At 64.3% G+C, this 20912-nt stretch carries 24 protein-coding genes; 7 read left to right on the top strand and 17 right to left on the bottom strand.

The window, feature by feature from the left end; all coding sequences use genetic code 11:
* Positions 1-45 precede the first annotated feature (45 nt).
* The gene (locus M2427_RS04550) at positions 46-717 is read right to left on the bottom strand and encodes a response regulator transcription factor (protein ID WP_280704985.1); all 672 of its coding nucleotides are present in this window, start codon (positions 715-717) and stop codon (positions 46-48) included.
* Positions 718-1062: 345 nt separating this feature from the next.
* Here M2427_RS04550 and M2427_RS04545 point away from each other — a divergent pair, with 345 nt between their 5' ends.
* Positions 1063-2688: an MFS transporter gene (locus tag M2427_RS04545; RefSeq protein WP_280705213.1), complete on the top strand. Its 1626-nt coding sequence runs from the start codon at positions 1063-1065 to the stop codon at positions 2686-2688.
* Positions 2689-2767: 79 nt separating this feature from the next.
* On the opposite strand, the gene M2427_RS04540 is transcribed toward M2427_RS04545, so the two are convergent.
* Together M2427_RS04540 and M2427_RS04535 are read right to left on the bottom strand one after the other, a co-directional pair.
* Entirely contained in the window at positions 2768-3244 is a 477-nt protein-coding gene (locus M2427_RS04540; protein WP_280704983.1) for a secondary thiamine-phosphate synthase enzyme YjbQ, read from the bottom strand.
* A 46-nt stretch (positions 3245-3290) separates the two neighbouring features.
* Positions 3291-3824, bottom strand: coding sequence for a hypothetical protein (locus M2427_RS04535; protein ID WP_280704982.1), 534 nt, complete (start codon positions 3822-3824; stop codon positions 3291-3293).
* Positions 3825-4209: 385 nt separating this feature from the next.
* Here M2427_RS04535 and M2427_RS04530 point away from each other — a divergent pair, with 385 nt between their 5' ends.
* The 5 genes from M2427_RS04530 to M2427_RS04510 all read left to right on the top strand — a co-directional run bounded on the left by M2427_RS04530 (position 4210) and on the right by M2427_RS04510 (position 6840).
* Entirely contained in the window at positions 4210-4584 is a 375-nt protein-coding gene (locus M2427_RS04530; RefSeq protein ID WP_280704981.1) for an AtpZ/AtpI family protein, read from the top strand.
* A gap of 111 nt (positions 4585-4695) precedes the next feature.
* Positions 4696-5445, top strand: coding sequence for a F0F1 ATP synthase subunit A (locus tag M2427_RS04525; protein WP_280704979.1), 750 nt, complete (start codon positions 4696-4698; stop codon positions 5443-5445).
* A gap of 53 nt (positions 5446-5498) precedes the next feature.
* Positions 5499-5726, top strand: a complete 228-nt coding sequence (locus M2427_RS04520; RefSeq protein ID WP_018643436.1) for a F0F1 ATP synthase subunit C — start codon at positions 5499-5501, stop codon at positions 5724-5726.
* Positions 5727-5785: 59 nt separating this feature from the next.
* Positions 5786-6349 (top strand): F0F1 ATP synthase subunit B', encoded by a 564-nt coding sequence (locus tag M2427_RS04515; protein ID WP_280704975.1) that lies wholly within the window; start codon positions 5786-5788, stop codon positions 6347-6349.
* Positions 6350-6354: 5 nt separating this feature from the next.
* Complete coding sequence (locus M2427_RS04510; protein WP_057746083.1) at positions 6355-6840, top strand: ATP F0F1 synthase subunit B; 486 nt, start codon at positions 6355-6357, stop codon at positions 6838-6840.
* A gap of 182 nt (positions 6841-7022) precedes the next feature.
* On the opposite strand, the gene M2427_RS04505 is transcribed toward M2427_RS04510, so the two are convergent.
* The 5 genes from M2427_RS04505 to M2427_RS04485 form a co-directional block, all read right to left on the bottom strand.
* Positions 7023-7670, bottom strand: a complete 648-nt coding sequence (locus tag M2427_RS04505; RefSeq protein ID WP_280704973.1) for a hypothetical protein — start codon at positions 7668-7670, stop codon at positions 7023-7025.
* 145 nt (positions 7671-7815) lie between these two features.
* Positions 7816-8403 (bottom strand): GNAT family protein, encoded by a 588-nt coding sequence (locus M2427_RS04500; RefSeq protein WP_280704971.1) that lies wholly within the window; start codon positions 8401-8403, stop codon positions 7816-7818.
* Between the two features lie 50 nt (positions 8404-8453).
* Positions 8454-9743 carry a pitrilysin family protein gene (locus tag M2427_RS04495; RefSeq protein ID WP_280704970.1) on the bottom strand — a complete coding sequence of 430 codons (1290 nt, stop codon included), beginning with the start codon at positions 9741-9743 and terminating at the stop codon, positions 8454-8456.
* Positions 9740-11158 carry a threonine synthase gene (gene thrC / locus M2427_RS04490; protein WP_280704969.1) on the bottom strand — a complete coding sequence of 473 codons (1419 nt, stop codon included), beginning with the start codon at positions 11156-11158 and terminating at the stop codon, positions 9740-9742. The genes M2427_RS04495 and thrC overlap by 4 nt, the downstream gene beginning before the upstream one ends.
* Before the next feature lie 524 nt (positions 11159-11682).
* Positions 11683-12327: a response regulator transcription factor gene (locus tag M2427_RS04485; RefSeq protein WP_280704968.1), complete on the bottom strand. Its 645-nt coding sequence runs from the start codon at positions 12325-12327 to the stop codon at positions 11683-11685.
* Between the two features lie 87 nt (positions 12328-12414).
* On the opposite strand from M2427_RS04485, the gene M2427_RS04480 reads away from it, so the two are divergent.
* Positions 12415-13755 (top strand): ATP-binding protein, encoded by a 1341-nt coding sequence (locus M2427_RS04480; protein ID WP_280704967.1) that lies wholly within the window; start codon positions 12415-12417, stop codon positions 13753-13755.
* Here the strand turns inward: M2427_RS04480 and M2427_RS04475 are convergent.
* The 9 genes from M2427_RS04475 to coxB all read right to left on the bottom strand — a co-directional run bounded on the left by M2427_RS04475 (position 13752) and on the right by coxB (position 20841).
* Positions 13752-14117: a nuclear transport factor 2 family protein gene (locus tag M2427_RS04475; protein ID WP_280704966.1), complete on the bottom strand. Its 366-nt coding sequence runs from the start codon at positions 14115-14117 to the stop codon at positions 13752-13754. The two genes, M2427_RS04480 and M2427_RS04475, sit on opposite strands and share 4 nt — an antisense overlap.
* A 108-nt stretch (positions 14118-14225) precedes the next feature.
* Positions 14226-14990 (bottom strand): SURF1 family protein, encoded by a 765-nt coding sequence (locus M2427_RS04470; protein ID WP_280704965.1) that lies wholly within the window; start codon positions 14988-14990, stop codon positions 14226-14228.
* Complete coding sequence (locus M2427_RS04465; RefSeq protein WP_280704964.1) at positions 14987-15388, bottom strand: DUF983 domain-containing protein; 402 nt, start codon at positions 15386-15388, stop codon at positions 14987-14989. Before M2427_RS04465 ends, M2427_RS04470 begins: the two co-directional genes overlap by 4 nt.
* Positions 15389-15484: 96 nt before the next feature.
* Positions 15485-16381, bottom strand: coding sequence for a cytochrome c oxidase subunit 3 (locus tag M2427_RS04460; RefSeq protein ID WP_280704962.1), 897 nt, complete (start codon positions 16379-16381; stop codon positions 15485-15487).
* A gap of 64 nt (positions 16382-16445) precedes the next feature.
* Positions 16446-17102 carry a cytochrome c oxidase assembly protein gene (locus M2427_RS04455; protein ID WP_280704961.1) on the bottom strand — a complete coding sequence of 219 codons (657 nt, stop codon included), beginning with the start codon at positions 17100-17102 and terminating at the stop codon, positions 16446-16448.
* Between the two features lie 5 nt (positions 17103-17107).
* Positions 17108-17284 carry a CoxF protein gene (locus M2427_RS04450; RefSeq protein WP_212241564.1) on the bottom strand — a complete coding sequence of 59 codons (177 nt, stop codon included), beginning with the start codon at positions 17282-17284 and terminating at the stop codon, positions 17108-17110.
* Complete coding sequence (locus M2427_RS04445; RefSeq protein ID WP_280704960.1) at positions 17281-18225, bottom strand: heme o synthase; 945 nt, start codon at positions 18223-18225, stop codon at positions 17281-17283. The genes M2427_RS04450 and M2427_RS04445 overlap by 4 nt, the downstream gene beginning before the upstream one ends.
* Before the next feature lie 60 nt (positions 18226-18285).
* Positions 18286-19914: a cytochrome c oxidase subunit I gene (ctaD, locus tag M2427_RS04440; RefSeq protein ID WP_280704959.1), complete on the bottom strand. Its 1629-nt coding sequence runs from the start codon at positions 19912-19914 to the stop codon at positions 18286-18288.
* Positions 19915-20001: 87 nt separating this feature from the next.
* Complete coding sequence (coxB, locus tag M2427_RS04435) at positions 20002-20841, bottom strand: cytochrome c oxidase subunit II (protein ID WP_280704958.1); 840 nt, start codon at positions 20839-20841, stop codon at positions 20002-20004.
* Positions 20842-20912: the final 71 nt, after the last annotated feature.

The raw sequence follows: 20912 nt of genomic DNA, 5'->3' as shown, positions 1-20912 counted from the left end.
CCCGGTAAAACGCAGCGGATATCCGAGCGGCAACGAGTAAGCGCCCTACCCCGTCGGCGTGCCCTGCTTCCACTGGCCGCCGGCGATCTTGGCGGCGGCGATCACGGCCTGGGTGCGGCTTTCGACGCCGAGCTTTTGCAGGATGGCCGAGACATGCGCCTTGATGGTCGCTTCGGAGACGCCGAGCTCGTAGGCGATCTGCTTGTTCAGCAATCCCTCCGACAGCATCATCAGCACCCGCACCTGCTGCGGCGTCAGCGTCACCAGGCGGTCGCGCAGCTTGGTCATGTCGGGGTCGGCGGCGGCGGACAGATCCGTGTCGGCGGGAACCCAGACGTCACCTTCCATCACCTTGAGGATGGCATCGCGCAGCGTCTCGACGCCGAACCGCTTCGGGATGAAGCCGGAGGCGCCGAAATCGAGCGAGCGGCGGATCGTGGCGCTGTCGTCGGAGGCCGAGACGATCACGACCGGAATCGCCGGATATTGCGCGCGCAGATAGATCAGGCCGGAAAAGCCGGAGATGCCGGGCATCGAGAGGTCGAGCAGGACCAGATCGACGTCGGAGGTCTGTTCCAAGAGCTTGGTCAGATCCTCGAACGATCCGGCCTCGTCGATCTTCGCCGTAGAGAGGACGCCCGCCACCGCCTGCCGCAGCGCATCGCGGAACAGCGGATGGTCATCGGCAATGACGAGATGGGTGGTGGGAGCGTTCATCGATCTCTTGCTGTCGTTCGTCGCCGGGCCAGTAATCCGGACCGGCGCGATGGTCAATTCTTCCCCGGCCGGCCGTGGCATGCAAGGGCACATTATTCCTTTGCAAGAAGGGGGTTAATCCGCAAGCCACCTGCGACCGCGCAGCACTATAAGTCAGCACCGTCAGTAGCGCGTCAGTGCGAAAGGCCGAAAGTCGTATTGGGACAGCTTTCACGCCGATGTTACCTTAGGGGCAAGACCTGGGTTGATCCGGCATGCCCGGACAGCTGGGACGCGAGGAAACGAGATACGGGGAGCGCATTCACGATGTCCACATTGGCTGCAACGTCGGCACGATCGACCGGCATGACGAACGATGAGCGGTTCGTCATCCTCGCGTCGTCGCTGGGTACCGTCTTCGAGTGGTACGACTTCTATCTCTACGGATCGCTGGCCGGCATCATCGGCGCGCAGTTCTTCTCAGCCTATCCGCCGGCGACCCGCGACATCTTCGCGCTGCTGGCCTTTGCCGCAGGCTTTCTGGTTCGCCCCTTCGGCGCAATCGTATTCGGCCGCATCGGCGACATCGTCGGCCGCAAATACACCTTCCTCGTCACCATCCTGATCATGGGTCTTTCGACCTTCATCGTCGGCCTGCTGCCGAGCGCCGCGACCATCGGCTTTGCCGCTCCGGTGATCCTGATCGCGCTGCGCCTGTTGCAGGGCCTTGCGCTCGGCGGTGAATATGGTGGCGCCGCGACCTATGTCGCCGAGCATGCCCCGAACGGCAAGCGCGGCTACTATACCTCATTCATCCAGACCACGGCGACAATGGGCCTGTTCCTGTCGCTGCTGGTCATCCTGTTCACCCGCACTGCAACCGGCGAAGCCGACTTTGCGGCCTGGGGCTGGCGCATCCCGTTCCTGGTCTCGGTGCTGCTGCTCGGCGTCTCGGTCTGGATCCGGCTGCGGCTGAATGAATCGCCGATCTTCCAGAAGATGAAGGATGAAGGAAAGAGCTCGAAGGCCCCGCTCACGGAAGCCTTTGCCAACTGGCAGAATGGCAAGCTCGTGCTGCTGGCGCTGCTCGGCGGCACCATGGGCCAGGGCGTGGTCTGGTACACCGGCCAGTTCTATGCGCTGTTCTTCCTGCAATCGATTCTGAAGGTCGATGGCTATACCGCCAACCTGCTGATCGCCTGGTCGTTGCTGTTCGGCACCGGCTTCTTCATCGTGTTCGGCGTGCTTTCCGACAAGATCGGCCGCAAGCCGATCATCCTGGGTGGCTGCCTGATCGCAGCACTCACCTTCATCCCGATCTTCAAGATGATCTCCTCCAACGCCAACCCCGCGCTGGAAAAGGCAATCGAGGCGACCAAGGTCGAGGTGGTGGCGGATCCCGCGGGCTGCGGCGACCTGTTCAACCCGGTCGGCACCCGCGTCTTCAGCGCGCCTTGCGACACCGCACGCGCCTTCCTCGCCGCCTCGTCGGTCAAGTACTCGACGAGCTCCGGCGCGGCCGGCTCCGGCGTGAAGGTCGTGATCAACGGCAAGGACATTCCCTACACCGACGCCAAGGCCGGCAATCCGGCGGTCACGGCGGCAATCGCGGCGGCGGGCTATCCCAAGGCGGGCGACCCCGGCATCGTGAAGATGTCGAATCCGTTCGACATCTTCCGTCCGCAGGTCGCAGCCATCATTGGCCTGCTGTTCATCCTGGTGATCTTCGTCACCATGGTCTACGGGCCGATCGCGGCGATGCTGGTCGAATTGTTCCCGACCAAGATCCGCTACACCTCGATGTCGCTGCCCTACCACATCGGCAACGGCTGGTTCGGCGGCCTGCTGCCGGCGACCGCATTCGCGATCGTGGCCTCGACAGGCGACATCTATGCGGGCCTCTGGTACCCGATCATCTTTGCGTCGATTACCGCAGTGATCGGCTTCCTGTTCCTGCCCGAGACCAAGGACGTCGATATCAAGTCGACCTGATCGCGGAAAACCGGCGCCCAGCGCCCGGGTTCTGCCAACAACAAACCGGCCGCGGACATCCGCGGCCGGTTTTGTTTTGCTAGCCGCTGCTGCCGATGAATTGCAGCACGATTTCGCGACGGTGCGGATGGGTGCGATGCTCGATCAGATAGATCGCCTGCCAGGTGCCGAGGGCGAGATTGCCGTCGAGCACCGGCACCTGCAGCGATGTCTGCGTCAGCATCGTCTTGACATGCGCGGGCATATCGTCCGGCCCCTCGGTGTCGTGGGTCCAGCCCGCATCCTCATCGTCCGGCGCGAGCCGCGCCAGCACCGCGGCGAGATCGACCAGCACGGAAGGATCGGCATTCTCCTGAATTGTCAGCGACGCCGAGGTGTGGCGGATGAACAGCGTGAGCGCGCCTTCCCGCGCATGAACGTCGGCGATGAACCGTGCGGCCTCGGCCGTGAGATCGATGAAGCCGCAGCCTGAGGTCTGCACAGTCAGCGTCGCGGTGCTGACGCTCGTGGTGCGCGCCGTCGATGGTGTGGAGCGCGTCGATCTGGTTGAGGTCATCAAGGCAGCTCCCTTGCGTCGCCCCGGCGATCGCCAGAACGACAATTCAAATCCTCCCCGACACGTCCTTCTGCACGCGGTTGGCCATGTCGATCAGCCGGCGCCAGGCCTTTTCCAGGAACGACATCGCGCGGTCGAGATCCTGGTCGCTCGGCAGCGGGATCTCGAGCTTGCGGTCGCCCTCGGCGACCTTCGGTTCTCGTGCTTGGGGCTCCGCTTTCTTGAGCGGGTCGGATTTCGGCAGCGCCTCGTCGATCTTGCCTGAGACCGTCGGCCCGGCAGCGAGCTGCCCCTTCAGCTTCTCGACCTCGGCCTGGAGGCGGCCGATCTCGGCATCGAGCGCGGAGCGTTCGTCGGGCACGGCGTAGCAGGCCCAGCCGGAGCCATTCTTGGAGCAGGTCGAGACCGTGCCGGTGCGGGTATCGAGCCGCAGCACGCCTTCGGGGATCGGCGTCATGCTGTAGCGGCCGTTCTCGCCGTCGGGCGCCGATTGCGCTGCAACCAGGCTGCCGCTGAGCGTCGTCACCACGACGATCGCCGCAGCACACCATGATGTTGGGGACGGTCTTGCCGGTTTCATCGGGCCCTCCGCCACATCGCGCAGGTGGCACATGGTTGAATTCTACACCCCGGCGGGCAGCGGCGCATCGCCAGTCCGCGCAAATCCGCCGTCAAAAACCGCATCCACGAGATCAACGACGGCAACGCTCCCTTTGATCCCGAAAAGCGCGGCGAAATGTCGGCCATAACGGCCGATCGCGCGGAGAGCTGCTGCGGTGCGGCGTCACGCTGTGCGCAGCACTGACGAGCAGGCCAATATCCATCATAAAATCAAATAGATAACCGATCACGACGCGATCGTGACTTGGCTTGACTTGATTATGTGCGGTCAGTATGGTCCGCGCGGCTTTTGAGGGTGGCGGGCGCAATTTCCATTCAACCGCAGCGTTTCGGGTCTTCGTGGCATGGCTCAAGACACGGGACACGGCGGGAATGGAGATCGCGATAGATCGTCCGAGGAGGCTGCGCTTTCCGAACGGCTCGGAAATCTTGATCAGCGGTTGTCCGAATTTCGCGACCGCCACGTCAAGGCCGAGCAACCCGCAGGTGACGGTGGAGACGGAGCGGCCAGAGCCTCGGCGATGGCGCTTGGTTTTCGGTTATCCTCCGAGTTGGTCGCCGGTGTCGCTGTCGGAGCGGGGATTGGCTGGGGTTTCGACCGCTTGCTGTCGACGTCGCCTTTCGGATTTATCGTGTTCATGCTGCTGGGCTTCGTGGCCGGCGTGGTGAATGTGGTGAGGTCGGCGGGCGCAGGTCAGAACAGGCGCGGTGGTTCGTAAGGCCAATCCGACAGGAGAGGAATTGTCGCGCCGGTTTCGCCGGTGCGGGCCGGCCCGGCCGGCAGACCGAGACACGCCGGCTCGTCCGGCAGACCAAGAGATGCCGCGCCGATGAAAATCGATCCGATCCACCAGTTCAACATCGAGCCTCTCTTCACGATCGGCCATATCGGCCATCAAACGATCGCCTTCACCAATTCGTCGCTCTACATGCTGGTGGCCGTGGCGATCATCTCGCTCCTGATGCTGGCCAGCGGCGCGCAGCTGGTTCCGGGCCGCCTGCAGTCGGTCGCCGAGATTTCCTACGAATTCGTCGCCTCGACCATCCGTTCGACCGCCGGCGTGGAGGGCATGAAGTTCTTCCCGCTGATCTTCTCGCTGTTCATGTTCATCTGCGTCTCGAACCTGGTCGGCATCATCCCCTATACCTTCACGATCTCGAGCCATTTGATCGTCACCGTCGGACTGGCGCTGCTGGTCTTCTTCACCGTGCTGATCTACGGCGTCGCCAAGAACGGCCTGAAGTTCTTCTCGATTTTCGTTCCCCACGGCGTCCCGGGCTACATCCTGCCGCTGGTCATGTTCATCGAGATCCTGTCGTTCTTCCTGCGGCCGGTCTCGCACAGCATTCGTCTGTTCGCCAACATGCTGGCCGGCCACATCGCGCTGAAGGTGTTCGCGGGCTTCGTCGCCATGCTCGGCTTCTCGCTCGGCGCCATCGGCTGGGTCGGCGGCGTGCTGCCGCTGGCGCTCACGGTCGCGCTGTACGCGCTCGAAATTCTGGTCGCGTTCCTGCAAGCCTATGTGTTTGCGATCCTGACCTGCATCTACCTCAACGACGCCATTCATCCGGGACACTAAGCGGTCCGGGGAATTTCCACCCAAAACCCAATCTTTCTTCCAAGGAGTCTAAAATGGATCCGGCAGCAGCAAAACTTATCGGCGCGGGCATCGCATGCATCGGCATGGGCGGCGCGGGCGTCGGCGTGGGCGTGATCTTCGGCAACTATCTCGCCGCAGCCGTCCGCAACCCCTCGGCCGCTCAGGGCCAGTTCGGCAATTTGATCTTCGGCTTCGCCGTGACCGAAGCGCTCGGCATCTTCTCGCTGCTGATCGCGCTGCTTCTGCTGTTCGTTTTCTAAGGAACGCCCTTTCGCGCCGCTTCATCCGAAGCGGCGCGTGACAGCAACGGGAGTACTCCATGGCCGAGAGTCATGGCGGGGCGAAAAGTCCGGCGGCGGGCGCCCACACCGAGGCCGAAGGCGGTCACGGTGGTGGCTTTCCACCGTTCGAGAGCAGCACCTTTGCTTCGCAGCTGGTGTCGCTCGCGATCTTCTTCGTCGTGCTTTATGTGATCGTGTCCAAGCTCGCTCTGCCGAAGGTCGGCGGTGCGATCGAGGCGCGTCAGAACAAGATCGAGGGTGATCTGGCCGAAGCGCAGACGCTGAAGGACCAGTCCGAGGCGGCGCTGAAGGCCTATGAGAGCGAGCTCGCTTCGGCGCGCTCGCGGGCGCAGGCGATCGGCAACGAATCCCGCGACAAGGCCAATGCGCAGGCCGATGCCGAGCGCAAGGCCCTGGAAGAGCAGCTGGCGGCCAAGCTCGCCGAGGCGGAGAAGACCATCGCCTCGACACGCACGACCGCCATGAGCAACGTCCGCGGCATCGCGGCCGATGCGGCAGGCACCATCGTGCAGCAGCTCACCGGCGTGGTTCCGGATGCGGCGTCGGTCAATGCCGCCGTTGATGCGTCCTTGAAGGGTTAGTCGATATGTTCTTCGATCCTGAAACCTGGGTCGCCGTCGCCTTCGTGATCCTGATGGTCGTGTTCGGCTATCTCGGGGTGTTCAAGTCGGCGATGTCGGCGCTCGACAAGCGCGCCGAGCGCATCAAGGCCGAACTCGACGACGCGACCCGCCTCAAGCAGGAAGCCGCCAAGGTGCTGGCCGACTACAAGGCGCGCAGCGCCTCGGCCGAGCGCGAGGCCGCCGACATCATCGCCAACGCCAGGTCCGAAGCCGAGCGCATCGCGACCGAGGCCAAGGCGAAGATGGAAGACTTCGTCGCCCGCCGCACCAAGACCGCGGAGAGCAAGATTGCGCTCGCCGAGGCCCAGGCGCTGGCCGATGTTCGCGCCGCAGCCGCAGAAGCCGCCGTCCAGGCCGCCTCCACGATCCTGTCGCAGTCGGTCAAGGGCCAGGTCGCCGACGATTTGCTCGCCAAGGGCATCACCGAGGTTCGGCAGAAGCTGAACTGAGGGTCAAGAGCCTCACCAATCAAAAAGCCGGCGCTATCAGCGCCGGCTTTTTTTGTTTGGCTGGATATCTCATCGTCGTCATGGCCGGGCTTGTCCCGGCCATCCACGTTCTCTTCCGGTCGTGGTCAAGACGTCGATGCCCGGGACAAGCCCGGGCATGACGGCCTTCGCAAATTCGAGCGCTACTTCTTCTTCCCGCGCGCCTTCGGTTCGGGCGCGAGCGCCTGCGGGTCGAAGCCGACATAGAAGATGTAGGAATCGGCGACCGCGGCCGTCGGCACCGGATAGAGCAAATCCTCGGCGACGAAGGTAAAGGGCACGCTGCCGCCTTGCGACATATCAACCGTAGTCCGGTAGGCCTTCGAGGCGATCACCTTCTCGCCGACACCGCCCTGCACCACCGCGATGCGCAGCGGGACCTCGACCGAGGGAGGCGCGCCGGCGGGGCCCGCGATGACGCGGCCCTGGATGCCGATGCGCGCCGTGATCTCGCCGCCATTGCGGGCGCATTCGCGCGCCATCTTGGTGATCGAGGCCTGGAAACGCACGTCGTTGCCGACGGCGGGCTTGCCCGTCGCGCCGACCCCATAGGTGGAGGCGCCGGCGCGCACCGTGACCTGCGGGCATTCGAGCTCGTCATCAGCCGCCGGCTGGCCCGGCGCAGGCGCCGGCTTGGGCTGCTCGTCGGATTTCCCGCCGAACAGGCTCTTGAAGCGGTCGGTCAGCGATTGCGCCGCGACCGGCGAGACGGCCGCCAGTGACACCGACAGCGCCAGCGCGATCACCGGGCCCCGCCGCAGCGCATTCCGCAATGATCGAAGCTCATTCATGAACGACACCACTCCATGGACAACATCCCGGCTGATCGCCGGCTGGTGCGGGTTATATCGCCAAAATCGGCGATCCCAAGGCGGGAAAGCAAGGCAGGAAGGCAAGGCAGGAAAAGGTTGGGTTCGGCGTGCGCGCCAGCTCGGCTCAGCCGCGGAAATCCTCGTGCAGCAGGCCGAACAGCAGATGGTCCTGCCAGACCCCGTTGATGCAGAGATAGCGGCGCGCCAGCCCCTCGCGCGAGAAGCCGCACTTCTCCAGCACCCGGATCGACGGCGAATTGGTGGGGATGCAGGCGGCCTCGACCCGATGCAGATTGAGCTCACCGAACAATGTCGGCAGCAGCACCCGCAGCGCCGCGGTCATGTAGCCGCGATGGGCATGCGGCTGGCCGACCCAATAGCCGATGGTGCCGGCCTGGACGATGCCGCGCCGGACATTGGCGAGCGTGATGCCGCCGACCATGGCACCGTCGAGCTCGCGGAAGATCAGAAAGGGATAGGAGCGGTCCGCGGCGATATCCTCGGAATAGCGGCGCAGGCGGCGGCGGAAGCCTGAACGCGTGAGATCGTCCGACGGCCAGATTGGCTCCCACGGCGTCAAATAATCGCGGCTGGTCTCGCGCAAATGCGCCCACTGCAGGAAGTCCGACATCTGCGGGGCGCGCAGCAACAGGCCGTTGCCGCGGGGGGCGAGAGCAGCAGGTCCACTGGATGGCAGGCGAAACAGGGCCATGGTGATGCTTCCCGGGGCGATCGTGCGCGGTTCCTCGTGCAACCGCGCCTTTAGTGTAGCCGAGCTTTGGCGCGTGCCCGGGTCAATCCTTCCGCAAAAGACACCGCCGTGTCCAGACCCCTGCCACTGCCCAATGCGACAACCGCTGGGCGGCTGCGCGAAAGCAGCGCACGCGCCGCATCGCGGGTCGATTCGACGCTGACGGCGTCGATCCGGGCCACCAGTTCCTGCACCGTCTGCGGCCGTCCGTAGGCTAGCACGTGCCGGGCCAGTTGCTCTGCGCGCGAGGAGCAGCTCTCCAACGCCATCAGCAGGCCCGCCTTCATCTGCGCCTTGGCGCGGGCGATCTCGGCCTCGGTCAGGGTCTCGACCGAATCATTCATGATGTCGACCACGACTTCCATCATTTCCGGCGCGTCGGCGGGATCGGTGCCGGTATAGAGGCCGAAGAAGCCGGTGTCGGTATAGGGCGCGTGGAAGGAGTAGATCGAATAGCAGAGGCCGCGCTTCTCGCGGACCTCCTGGAACAGGCGCGACGACATTCCGCCGCCGAGGATGTTGGTGAAGACCTGGAGCGAGAACAGCGACAGATCGGTCTGCGGCACGCCCTCCAGCGCCAGCGTCAGATGCGCCTGCTCGAGCTCGCGGTGCACGACTTTGGCACCGCCCTTGCCGAACATGGCCGCCTGCGGCTTCGGCCCCGGCGTGGCGTCGAAACTTGAAAAACGCCTCTCGGCCTCGGCGACCACCTGCTGGTGATCGACGGCGCCCGCCGCCGCCACCACCATGTCGGGCCCGCGGTAATGCGTCGAGAGGTAGCTGCGGAGCGAGTCGCGATTGAAGCTTTTCAGCGTCTTGGCGGTACCGAGCAGCGAACGCCCCATCGGCTGGTCGGGATAGCAGAGCTCGTTGAGGTGCTCGAACACGACGTCGTCGGGCGTGTCCTGGGCCGCGCCGATCTCCTGCACGATGACGTTCTTCTCGCGCTCGAGCTCGTCGGGCTCGAAGGCGGGATTGGCCAGGATGTCGGCGAGCACGTCGAGCGCCAGCGGCACGTCGGCCTTCATCACGCGGGCATAATAGGAGGTCGTCTCGGTCGAGGTGCCGGCATTGAGGTCGCCGCCGACCGCCTCGATCTCCTCCACGATCTCGCGCGAGGAGCGCCCGGTGGTGCCCTTGAACGCCATATGTTCCAGAAGATGCGAGATGCCATGCTCGTTCGGCTTCTCGTCGCGGCCGCCGACGCCGGCCCAGACGCCGAGCGCGGCGGTCTCCAGATGCGGCATGTTGTCGGTGACGACGGTCAGGCCGGAGGCAAGCTTGGAGATCTCGACGCTCATCCGGCAACTCCCTGTTTGGCGGCACGGCTGACCGACAGCACGAATCGCTCCACCTCGCTCTGATCGTTCTTCATCACCTTCATATGTTCGGATTTGGTCATGAGGCCGTCGAGCCAGGCCGGCAGAAGCGGCCGCTGGCCACAGGCGGCCTCCACAGCATCAGGGAATTTGGCGGGATGCGCGGTCGAGAGCACGATGTTGGGCACGGTCGTGTCGGTGGTGTCGCGATCGGCAACCGCAAGCGCCACGGCGGTGTGCGGATCGACCAGCTCGCCGGCCTCGCGCCAGGCGGCGCGGATCGCAGCGGCGGTTTCGGTCTCATCGGCGCGGCCGGCGTCGAACTCCTCGCGGATCGCGGCGAGCGTCGCATCCGGCAGCACGAAGCGGCCCGACTGTTTCAGCTGCTCCATCAACCGGCGCACGGCGGGCGCATCGCGCTTGCTTGCTTCGAACAGCAGCCGCTCGAAATTCGACGAGATCTGGATATCCATCGACGGAGAGGCGGTCGCGTGCACCTCGCGCACCTCGTAGATGCCGGTCTTGAGCGTGCGGGCGAGGATGTCGTTGACGTTGGCGGCAATTCGCAGGGTGCGCACTGGAAGTCCCATGCGCTTGGCGACGTAGCCCGCAAAAATGTCGCCGAAATTGCCTGTCGGCACGATGAAGTCGACCGCGCGCGCCGGCGCGCCGGCAGCAACCGCGGAGGTAAAATAGTAGACCACCTGGGCGACGATGCGCGCCCAGTTGATGGAATTGACGCCGGACAGCGAGGTCGCATCGCGGAAGCGATGGTTGTTGAACATCGCCTTCACCAGCGCCTGGCAGTCGTCGAAGGTGCCCTCGATGGCGAGCGCATGCACATTGGCCGCGCCCATCGTCGTCATCATGCGCTGCTGCACCTCGGAGATGCGCTTGTGCGGAAACAGCACGATGAGGTCGACATTCTCAAGCCCCGCGAACGCCTCGACCGCGGCGCCGCCGGTGTCGCCCGACGTCGCGACCACGATGGTGGTGCGCTGGCCGCGCTTGGCGAGCACATGGTCCATCAGCCGCGAGATCAACTGCATCGCCACGTCCTTGAACGCGAGCGTCGGACCGTGGAACAGCTCCAGCACGAATTGATGCGGCGACATCTGGCGCAGCGGCACCACGGCCGGATGACGGAAGGTGGCATAGGCCTCGTTCGCCATACGGCCGAGATCGGCGTCCGAAATCTCACCGCCGACGAACGGACGGATGATGTCGACCGCGACCTCCCAATAAGGGCGCCCGAAGAAGCCTGCGATGGTCTCAGTCGACAGCTGAGGCCAGGTGGCCGGCACATACAGGCCGCCGTCGCGGGCAAGCCCGGTCAGCATCACGTCGCAGAAGCCAAGCTCGGGGGCCTCGCCCCGGGTCGAGATATAACGAGTCAAACTGCCCTCCAAAGGCTGTCCCTTCCCGAATCCGGGCCGTAAGCCTTTGATTTCACGATGTTCCTAGTTCTTGAGCCAGAGGCTTCCGGCACCATAGAGGGTTTTGGGGGACCGCACCATGCCCCACAAAAAAGGGCTGCGGCGATGCCGCAGCCCCCTCTTGGAAGGTCTGTCGTTGATATGTGCAGACCCGGTTTTCGTCGTTGGGACGCCTGCCCCGAAAATCGTTCCTTCGAGCTATCGTCACCTGTCACGGAATCGTCAAGAAGAAAAACGGCGCGCGACGCCAAATGTTCCTGTTTTTCCCGGTAGGGCCTGGCCGTGGCGGCGACCGCAGCGCACGAGACATCGCAGGTATTGCTTCTTTTTCCCGAATTATGCGCCGAACCGGGAACGAACGCTTCGCCGGCCGATTGTGTCGGCGGAGGGTTCAGCCTTCGTCCACACATTGCCCGGACGCGGCGGCGCCGATCCGTTGACCGAACCGGCTGCGTCCTGGAGCAGCCGGTTCGGTCGCTGACGGCTCAGTTCATCCCGATTTCCACCGCGATCCGGATCAGGTCCGAATGGTTCTTGGCGCCAAGCTTCTGCTTGAGCAGGGAGGTTGTATTGGCCACGGTCTTGTAGGAGATGCCGAGTGCCTCGGCGACCTCGACGATCTTGTTGCCTCGCCCGAGCAGGCGGAGAATTTCGAGCTCTCGCGGCGTCATTTGCGAGGCCGGATTGGCCTTGATCGCGGCGCCCGAGAACGTTACGGCCTCGGCGAGATGGGGCGAGATGAAATTGTCGCCTGCAACGACCTTGCGCACGGCCTTGAGCAGGATGCGGGGATCGTCGCCCTTGGAGACATAGCCCTGTGCCCCGAGCTCGACCGCCCGCACCACGAAAGCAGGATCGTCATTCATGCTGAACATGATGATCTTGGCGTCCGGGTCGTCCTTGCGAATCCGGCGCATCAGCTCGAAGCCGGAGACGTCGGGCAGGCTGATGTCGATGACGGTGACGTCCGGCCGCTTGCTGATATAGGCCTTGTGTCCGGATTTGGCGTCGCTCGCCTCGTCGATGCGGATCGAATGATCGGAGGCAAACAGGGTGCGACAACCTGACAGCACAACGGGGTGGTCGTCGACGATCAGGACCTTGGTCGCCAGTTTGGCAATATCTTGCATCGCGCACTCTTTTGTTTTGAGGACTCATAGACTGGCGGGAACAAATGGAAAGAGAGAATCCTGCCAAGGCGCGTTAGAATTGACCTAATGTGGCAACGACTGTCTTTCAGAACCCAGTTATTCCTCCCACTCGGCGTGAGCTTTGTCGCGGCGCTGGCCATGGCCGGCGTGCTGCTCCAGATTTTCGCAGCCGGCCAACTGGCCGACGAGAACGAGCCCGCTCGACGATCGAGCCGGACCGTCGCTATCGCGCTCAACAGCGCCCTGAGCGCGTCAGACAATCCGCGGAAGATGCTTGACGCCTTTGTCAGTTCTTTGGGCACCTCCTCTGATATCCAATTCCATCGTGTGGAAGCAGGTCCCTCGCCGTCCGTCAGGGACGGTCTGCGGGATGTGCATGGCGTACCGCGATGGTTCGTGGACCTGATTGCCTTCCCGGACATGGACGCGGCATCTCCTGTCATCATCGACGGCAGGCGCGTCGGCGACATCGTGTTCGTGCCGGATCTGTCGGCCGACGTGTTCGAAAAATGGATCGGCTTTCTGGCCCTGACCAGTCTCGTCGCGGTGCTGATGGTGCTGACCGGAACGATCGCCTATCTCATTGCAGGATCCGCGCTGCGGCCCCTGGAAAATCTCGGCGCGGGCCTCACCCGCATCCGGCGCGGCGATTATACAACGCCGATTCCGGTCGCGGGGCCGCCTGAAATCCGGCAGGGCTGCGAGGAGGCCAATGCGCTGGCCGCGACGCTCGCGCAATTGAGCCAGGACAATCGCGATCTCTTGCACCGGCTGGTCTCGCTCCAGGACAATGAGCGGCGCGATCTGGCCCGTGAGCTGCATGACGAGCTCGGCCCGCTGCTGTTCAGCATCCGCGCCGGCACCATCGCGCTGAGCGAAGCCTCGCCGCAGATGGGACATTTCGGCAACTCTGTGCACGAGCTGATGCGATCCGTCGAGGCGCTCCAGCAGACCAATCGCCGCATCCTCGACCGGTTGCGGCCGCTCTATATCGAGGAACTGGGGCTGGAAGCCAGCGTGCAGACGCTGCTTCGCAACTTTCGCCGACAGGCGCCGCAGATCGACCTTACCGCGACGATCGATCCCGCACTCAACGGGATCGACGGGCCGCTGGCGCAGACCGTCTACCGCGTGATCCAGGAGGCCCTGACCAACGTGCTGCGCCACGCCGCCGCGCGCGAAGCTCATGTGGAGGCGGCGATATCAGGCGATGCGCTCACGGTGGAAGTCTCCGATGACGGCGCCGGCTTTCCCGCCGACAACGTCTTCGGCCGCGGCCTGACCGGCATGCACGAGCGCGTACGTGCGCTCAGCGGATCGCTGTCACTGCTGCGCGCAGACGAACGCACCTATGTGCGGTGCCGCCTTCCACTCGGGGAGCTCAGGGACGAACCGGTCTCAGGTTAGCACGCGCAGCAATCGTGCGAGCCCTGCTGCGCCGGTTCGCACAGCGTGCTGTAGATCTTGCCTTCCGCACTGAAGCGAAACGAGGCGCGGACCCGCAGCGCGCCCGCGACGGAATATTCGAGATCGATGCCGTTCGGCGCCGGATGAATCTCCTCCAGGCCAAAGCCGGCCGAGGAGAAAGCGTTGAGCTTTGGCCCCCAATAGGTCTCGAGCTCGCGCCGGCCACGATAACGCTGCGTGCCGTTGCACGAGCATTCCACCTCGCCATCGTCGGCATAGAGGTCGAGCAGTGTCGCAAGGTCGCCCTTGCGGCAGGCATCCACCCAATCGACGACGAGTCCCATGTGATCGAAATCGCTCAACGCCAGCAATCCTGTCTGCCGCGGAAAATCCGAGTGGCGGCTTAGGGTCACACTCGTGGATATGCGCTGAATAAGAAAGCCCGGGCGATACCGGGTTCCTACGGGAACCTACGAACTCGTGCCCGTGTGCCGCCGCCCCCTCAGCCAGACGGCAAAGGCAATGAGCACGGCGCCGGCGAGCGCGAACCACGTGATGGCGTATTGCAGATGGTCATCCTTCAGATGCACGTCGAGCGGACCGGGGCGCGGAATGCCGTTCTCGGGCACCGGCTGCTCGAGATCGACGTAGAACGGCGCAACCGCGCCCCAGTGAAGCGCGCTTGCGATCGCCAGGTGATCGCGCACGAACCATAGCCGCTTGTCGCGGTTCCCGGCCGGCGTGAGCCAGCCTGGCTCCTCCGGGAAACGCAGATAGCCCGTGAGTGCGACGGGCGCGCCGGTGACGAGCTTCTTCACCGCCCGGTCCTCGACGCTGCGCTCCTGCATCGTGTTCTCGACGAAGCCGGCATCGATCACCACGATCCCGCCGCCCGGCAGTTGCGCCGGCAGGAAGGCCCAGGTGCCGGGGCCGGAGGCATCCTTGCGCACCGCGGAGCCGGAGGAATAGACCATCGCATCCGGCGCAGCCGCATAGGTCGCGGTGAAGCTGACGCGGCGGAATTCGTCGCGCGCGGGCGTCAGCGCGGTCCATTGCGCGGGTGGCGGCAGCGCGACAGGTGCGGCTGCGAGGCGCTCGGTGAGCGCAGCGATCAGCTCGTGCTTGGCGGTGCGGCGCTGCAATTGCCAGATCCCGAGCGCGACGAAGGCCGCGGTCAGCAAGAGCGTGAACAGCATGAAGCCGGCCACGCCGCGCTTGCTCGAAGTCTCGTTCATTTCGCGCGGTCGATCAGCCGTCCGGGTGCTGCCTTGTGATGGAATTGCAGCGCGATCAGCAGCGACTTCATCGCGCGTAGCGGCAGCAGCGTGGTGGCGAGGATCAGCGGCAGCCACAGCACCGCATGCAGCCAGAATGGCGGCTGATACTTGACCTCGACGACGAGCGCGCAGCCGACCACGATCGCGCCGGCCAGCATGATGATGAAGATCGCCGGACCGTCGCCGGCATCGATGAAGGCGTAGTCGAGGCCGCAGCGGTTGCAGGAGGGCGCGAGCGTCAGGAAGCCCGCGTAAAGCTTGCCCTCACCGCAGCGCGGGCATTTGCAGGCGAGCCCGCGCAACGCGCTTTGCAGGACTGTCACCTGGGGCTGAGGCGTGTCGGCAGTGTCGTTCATGACGCGCAAGCCTATCACAGTTTCGGCTGCGGCCTCGGCCGCTGGAAAACGAAAGGGCGGCCCGCGGCCGCCCTTTGCAGATCGATCCGTCGCGGCTCAGTGCGCGCCGTGGGCCATGGTCTCGGCGCCGTGTCCCCAGACATAGATGCACAGGAACAGGAACAGCCAGACCACGTCGACGAAGTGCCAGTACCAGGCGGCGAACTCGAAGCCGAGGTGCTGCTTCGGCGTGAAGTGGCCGGCATAGGCGCGCGCCAGACACACGATCAGGAAGATGGTGCCAACCAGCACGTGGAAGCCATGGAAGCCGGTCGCCATGAAGAAGGTCGCGCCATAGACGTTGCCGGCGAACGAGAACGCCGCGTGGCTGTACTCATAGGCCTGCACGCAGGTGAAGGTCGCGCCCAGCAGCACGGTGAGGATCAGGCCGTATTTCAGGCCCTGGCGGTCGTTCTCGAGCAGCGCGTGGTGCGCCCAGGTGACCGTGGTGCCCGAGGTGAGCAGGATCAGCGTGTTGAGCAGCGGCAGATGCCAGGGATCGAAGGTCTCGATGCCATGAGGCGGCCAGGTGCCGGGCGCCGAGCAGGCGCCGGCCGCCGTGCCGAGGCCGCAGCCGAACACCGCGTCACGGGTGGCGTGGACGGCATCGGCCGGAAACAGCGCGGAGTTGAAATAGGCCCAGAACCAGGCAACGAAGAACATCACCTCGGAAGCGATGAACAGGATCATGCCGTAGCGATGGCTGATCTGCACGACGCGGGTATGGTCGCCCTTGTACTGGGCTTCCTTGATCACGTCGCCCCACCAGCTCGCCATGGTGTAGAGCACGCCGACGGTGCCGACACCGAACACGATCGGCGCGGCCGAGAACATATGGTGCATCCAGGAGATCGCGCCGACCGCCATGATGAAGGCCGAAACGGAGCCGACCGCCGGCCACGGAGAGGGATCGACCAGATGGTAGTCGTGGTGCTTGCCTTGCGCGGTAGCCATTGCGGTCTGTCTCCTCAATCCCGTGCCTGTCAGGCACTTATCCCCTTGTTCCAACCCCTGAGCGTCAACCCGGCGGCTGGAGATTTCCCTTGCGTTTGTCGTCGTCCCCGGATGCCAGTGGCTTCACCACCGGATCCTTGACCGGATAGAACGTGTAGGACAGCGTGATCGTGTTGAGCCCGTCATTGTCGTGGTCGCTGACGATCGACGGATCGACATAGAACACCACGGGCATCTCGCGCTTCTCGCCGGGCGCCATGGTCTGCTCGGTGAAGCAGAAGCAATTGATCTTCTGGAAATAGGACCCGACGGTCAGCGGCGCGACGTTGTAGGCCGCTTGCCCCGCCGTGGTGCGCGCAGCCTGGTTGGTCACGGTATAGTAGATCGTGGTGACCTGACCGATATTGACCTCGATTTCGGTCTGCTCGGGTACGAACTTCCAGGGCAGGCCGGGCGCGACGTTGGAATCGAAACGCACCGCGATCTTGCGGGCGATCGGGCCGGTGGCGGGCGCCGAGCTGGCGACCTGGGTGGTGCCGTTGAAGCCGGTGGCGCGGCAGAACCAGTTGTAGAACGGCACCGCGGCATAGGACGCGCCGACCATCAGCGCGACCACGCCGCCGCAGATCGAAGCGACCAGAACATCGCGGCTCAAGCCTCCGGAACGGCCCTTCCTGGCCGTTCGGCTCTGATCCTGCGATATCGTCGGCTTCTGATCCATCTCTGTCACATCGGGCGAACGAGAACCGCCGGCCCCTTGACCATGGTGACGGCGAAAAACAGCACCACGAGGACGCCGAGCGCGAGTGCGATCGCGATCGAGCGCTGACGACGGCTCTTCAGCTGCGCCTCGGTGAGGACGATTCCATCTGGCTCGGGTTTGTCCGCCATCGCCGTGATCATGCGCCCCCTACCATCCGAGCAAGCACAGGGAATACGACCTCGGCCAGCAAAGTCGCGAATAGCGCGAACAAATACAGGATCGAGAAGGCAAACAGCTTGCGGGTCGCGCGCAGCGATTGGCTACGCTCGCGGCGGATGTAGACGTTGATCGCGAGCACCAGCATGCCGGCGCCGAGCACCAGCGAGGTCACGCCGTAGATGGCGTCGAAATAGCCGAGCGCCCAGGGCGCGGCGGCGACCGCGATCAGCACGATGGTGTAGAGCAGGATCTGGAGACGGGTCGCGTCCGGGCCGGCCACGTTGGGCAGCATCGGAATGCCGGCGCGGGCGTAGTCGTCCGAACGAAACAGCGCCAGCGCCCAGAAGTGCGGCGGCGTCCAGAAGAAGATGATCGCGAACAGCAGCAGCGGCTCGACGTCGACCGTGCCTGTCACGGACGCCCAGGCCACCACCGGCGGCAGCGCGCCTGCAGCGCCGCCGATCACGATGTTCTGCGCGGTCCAGCGCTTCAGGCCCATCGTGTAGATCACGACGTAGAAGAAGATGGTGAAGGCGAGCAGCGCGCCCGCGATCCAGTTGACGAGGATGCCGAGCGTCATCACCGAGAAGAAGGCGAGCGTCATGCCGAACGCCATCGCCTCGGGTCGGGTGATGCGGCCGCGCGGGATCGGGCGGTTGGCGGTACGCGACATCTTGGAATCGATATCGCCCTCGAGCGCCATATTGAGCGCGCCGGAGGCGCCGGCGCCGACGGCGATGCTGAGCAGCGAGGTGATCGCGAGCACCCAGTGGAAGTGTCCGGGCGCCATCGCCATGCCGACCAGCGCGGTGAAGATCACGAGCGACATCACCCGCGGCTTGAGCAACGCGAGGTAGTCACCAACCTCCGCTTCGGAGATGCGGGGATTGATGTCGATGGCGTTCTGATCGAGGACGGACACTAGTTTGACTCGCTTCGTTATAGAGCCGCGGCGCCCGTCTCGGGCGCCGCGGGAGTTGGCTTACTGCACGCGGGGCAGCACTTCGAACTGATGGAAGGGCGGCGGCGAGGACAGGGTCCACTCCAGCGTGGTGGCGCCCGCACCCCAGGGATTGTCGCCCGCCGGGACCTTCTTCATGAAGGCATCGAGCACGCAGTAGATGAAGATCAGCACGCCGAAGCCGGAGATGTAGGAGCCGATCGACGAGACCAGGTTCCAGCCGGCGAAGGCATCCGGATAGTCGACATAACGGCGCGGCATGCCCGACAGGCCCAGGAAGTGCTGCGGGAAGAACACCAGGTTGACGCCGACGAAGGTGACCCAGAAGTGCGCCTTCGCGACCGCCTCGTTGTACATGTAGCCCGTCATCTTCGGGAACCAGTAGTACCAGCCGGCGAAGATCGCGAACACCGCGCCGAGCGACAGCACGTAGTGGAAGTGCGCGACGACGTAGTAGGTCTCCTGCAGCACGCGGTCGACACCGGCGTTCGCCAGCACGACGCCGGTGACGCCACCGACCGTGAACAGGAAGATGAAGCCCACTGCCCAGATCATCGGGGCGCGGAATTCGATCGAGCCGCCCCACATCGTGGCGATCCAAGAGAAGATCTTCACGCCGGTCGGAACCGCGATCACCATCGTGGCGGCGACGAAATAGGCTTGCGTCGCCGAGGACATACCGACCGTGTACATGTGGTGCGCCCACACCACGAAGCCGATGCCGCCGATCGCGACCATGGCGTAGGCCATACCGAGATAGCCGAACACGGGCTTGCGCGAGAAGGTCGAGACGATCTGGCTGATCATGCCGAAGCCGGGCAGGATCAGGATGTACACCTCGGGGTGACCGAAGAACCAGAACAGATGCTGGAACAGCACGGGATCGCCGCCGCCCTCGGGGTTGAAGAAGGTGGTGCCGAAATTGCGGTCGGTGAGCAGCATGGTGATCGCACCGGCGAGAACCGGCAGCGACAGCAGCAGCAGGAACACCGTCACCAGGATCGACCACACGAACAGCGGCATCTTGTGCAGGGTCATGCCCGGCGCGCGCATGTTGAAGATGGTGGTGATGAAGTTGATGGCGCCGAGGATCGACGAAGCGCCCGCCAGATGCAGCGACAGGATCGCGAAGTCGACCGCCGGGCCCGGATGGCCGGAGGCCGACAGCGGCACATACAGGGTCCAGCCGGCGCCGACACCGTTGGCGCCCGGCTCGCCCTCGACGAAGGTCGAGATCAGCAGCAGCGCGAAGGAGGCCGGCAGCAGCCAGAACGAGATGTTGTTCATGCGCGGGAAGGCCATGTCCGGTGCGCCGATCATCAGCGGCACGAACCAGTTGCCGAAGCCGCCGATCATCGCGGGCATGACCATGAAGAAGATCATGATCAGGCCGTGCGAGGTCACGAACACGTTATAGGTGTGCGTCTCGTGGAATATCTGGACGCCCGGATACATCAACTCGGCACGGATCGCGATCGACATCGCGGCACCGATGATGCCCGCGATGACCGCGAAGACCAGGTACATCGTGCCGATGTCCTTGTGATTGGTCGAATAGACGTAGCGACGCCATCCGGTCGGATGGGCGTGCTCGTGGTCATGTCCGTGGTCTTGCGCGTGATCGTCGTGTGCCGCTGCGCTGGTTGCCATTTTCAAATCCTGCCTTGCGTCCCGTTCGGACCTCTGGAGGTCCCGCCCTTTATGTCGCTTTCAATCCCTCAAGCCGTCGCCCGGCGCTTACTGCGTCGGGCCGGCCGCGGAGGCGAAAGTGCTGGTGCCGCCGCTCGCATATTTCTTCTTCGCCGATTCAACCCAGGAGGCGAACTCCTGGTCGTTCACGACGCGGATCGCGATCGGCATGAAGGCGTGGTCCTTGCCGCAGAGCTCCGAGCACTGGCCGTAGAACATGCCGGTCTTGGTGGCCTTGAACCAGGTCTCGTTCAGCCGACCCGGAATGGCGTCGATCTTGACGCCGAAGGCCGGCAGCGCAAAGGCGTGGATGACGTCGGCGCCGGTGACCTGGACGCGAATCACCTTGTTGACCGGCACCACCATCTCGTTGTCGACGCCGAGCAGCCGGGGCTGCTTGTCCTGGGCCATCAGCGAGTCGAACTCGAACTTGCCGTTATCAGGATAGGCGTAGGACCAGTACCACTGCTTGCCGGTCGCCTTCACGGTCAGGTCCGCCTTCGGCACGTCGAGCTCGAGGAACAGCAGGCGGAACGACGGCACCGCAATGCCGACCAGGATCAGCACCGGAACCAGCGTCCACACCACCTCGATCAGCGTGTTGTGGGTGGTCCGCGACGGCACCGGATTGGCCTTCGCGTTGAACTTCATGACCACGATCACGAGCAGCGCCAGAACGAACAGCGTGATCAGGATGATCAGAACGGACAAGAAGTTGTGGAACCAGACGATATTGTCCATCACCGGGGAACCGGCGCCTTGCAGGTGCCATTCCCACGGCTCCGGCTGCCCAAGCTCGGCAAATGCCGTACCGCCCGTCGCCAGCGTCAGACCCGCCACGGCCAATCCCAGCAAGTGTCGGCCCACCCGGCCCATCGACATCTTCATGCCGTCGCGCTCCCCTTACGAAATCACCCCAAGTGCATTCCCCTATTTTTGGGGAATGCTTATTCGACCCG

It is taken from the genome of Bradyrhizobium sp. BR13661 (assembly GCF_029892425.1).
GTDB lineage: Bacteria > Pseudomonadota > Alphaproteobacteria > Rhizobiales > Xanthobacteraceae > Bradyrhizobium.
Note: the sequence above shows the minus strand (reverse complement) of the source record. Positions and strands in the feature narration are given on the sequence as shown.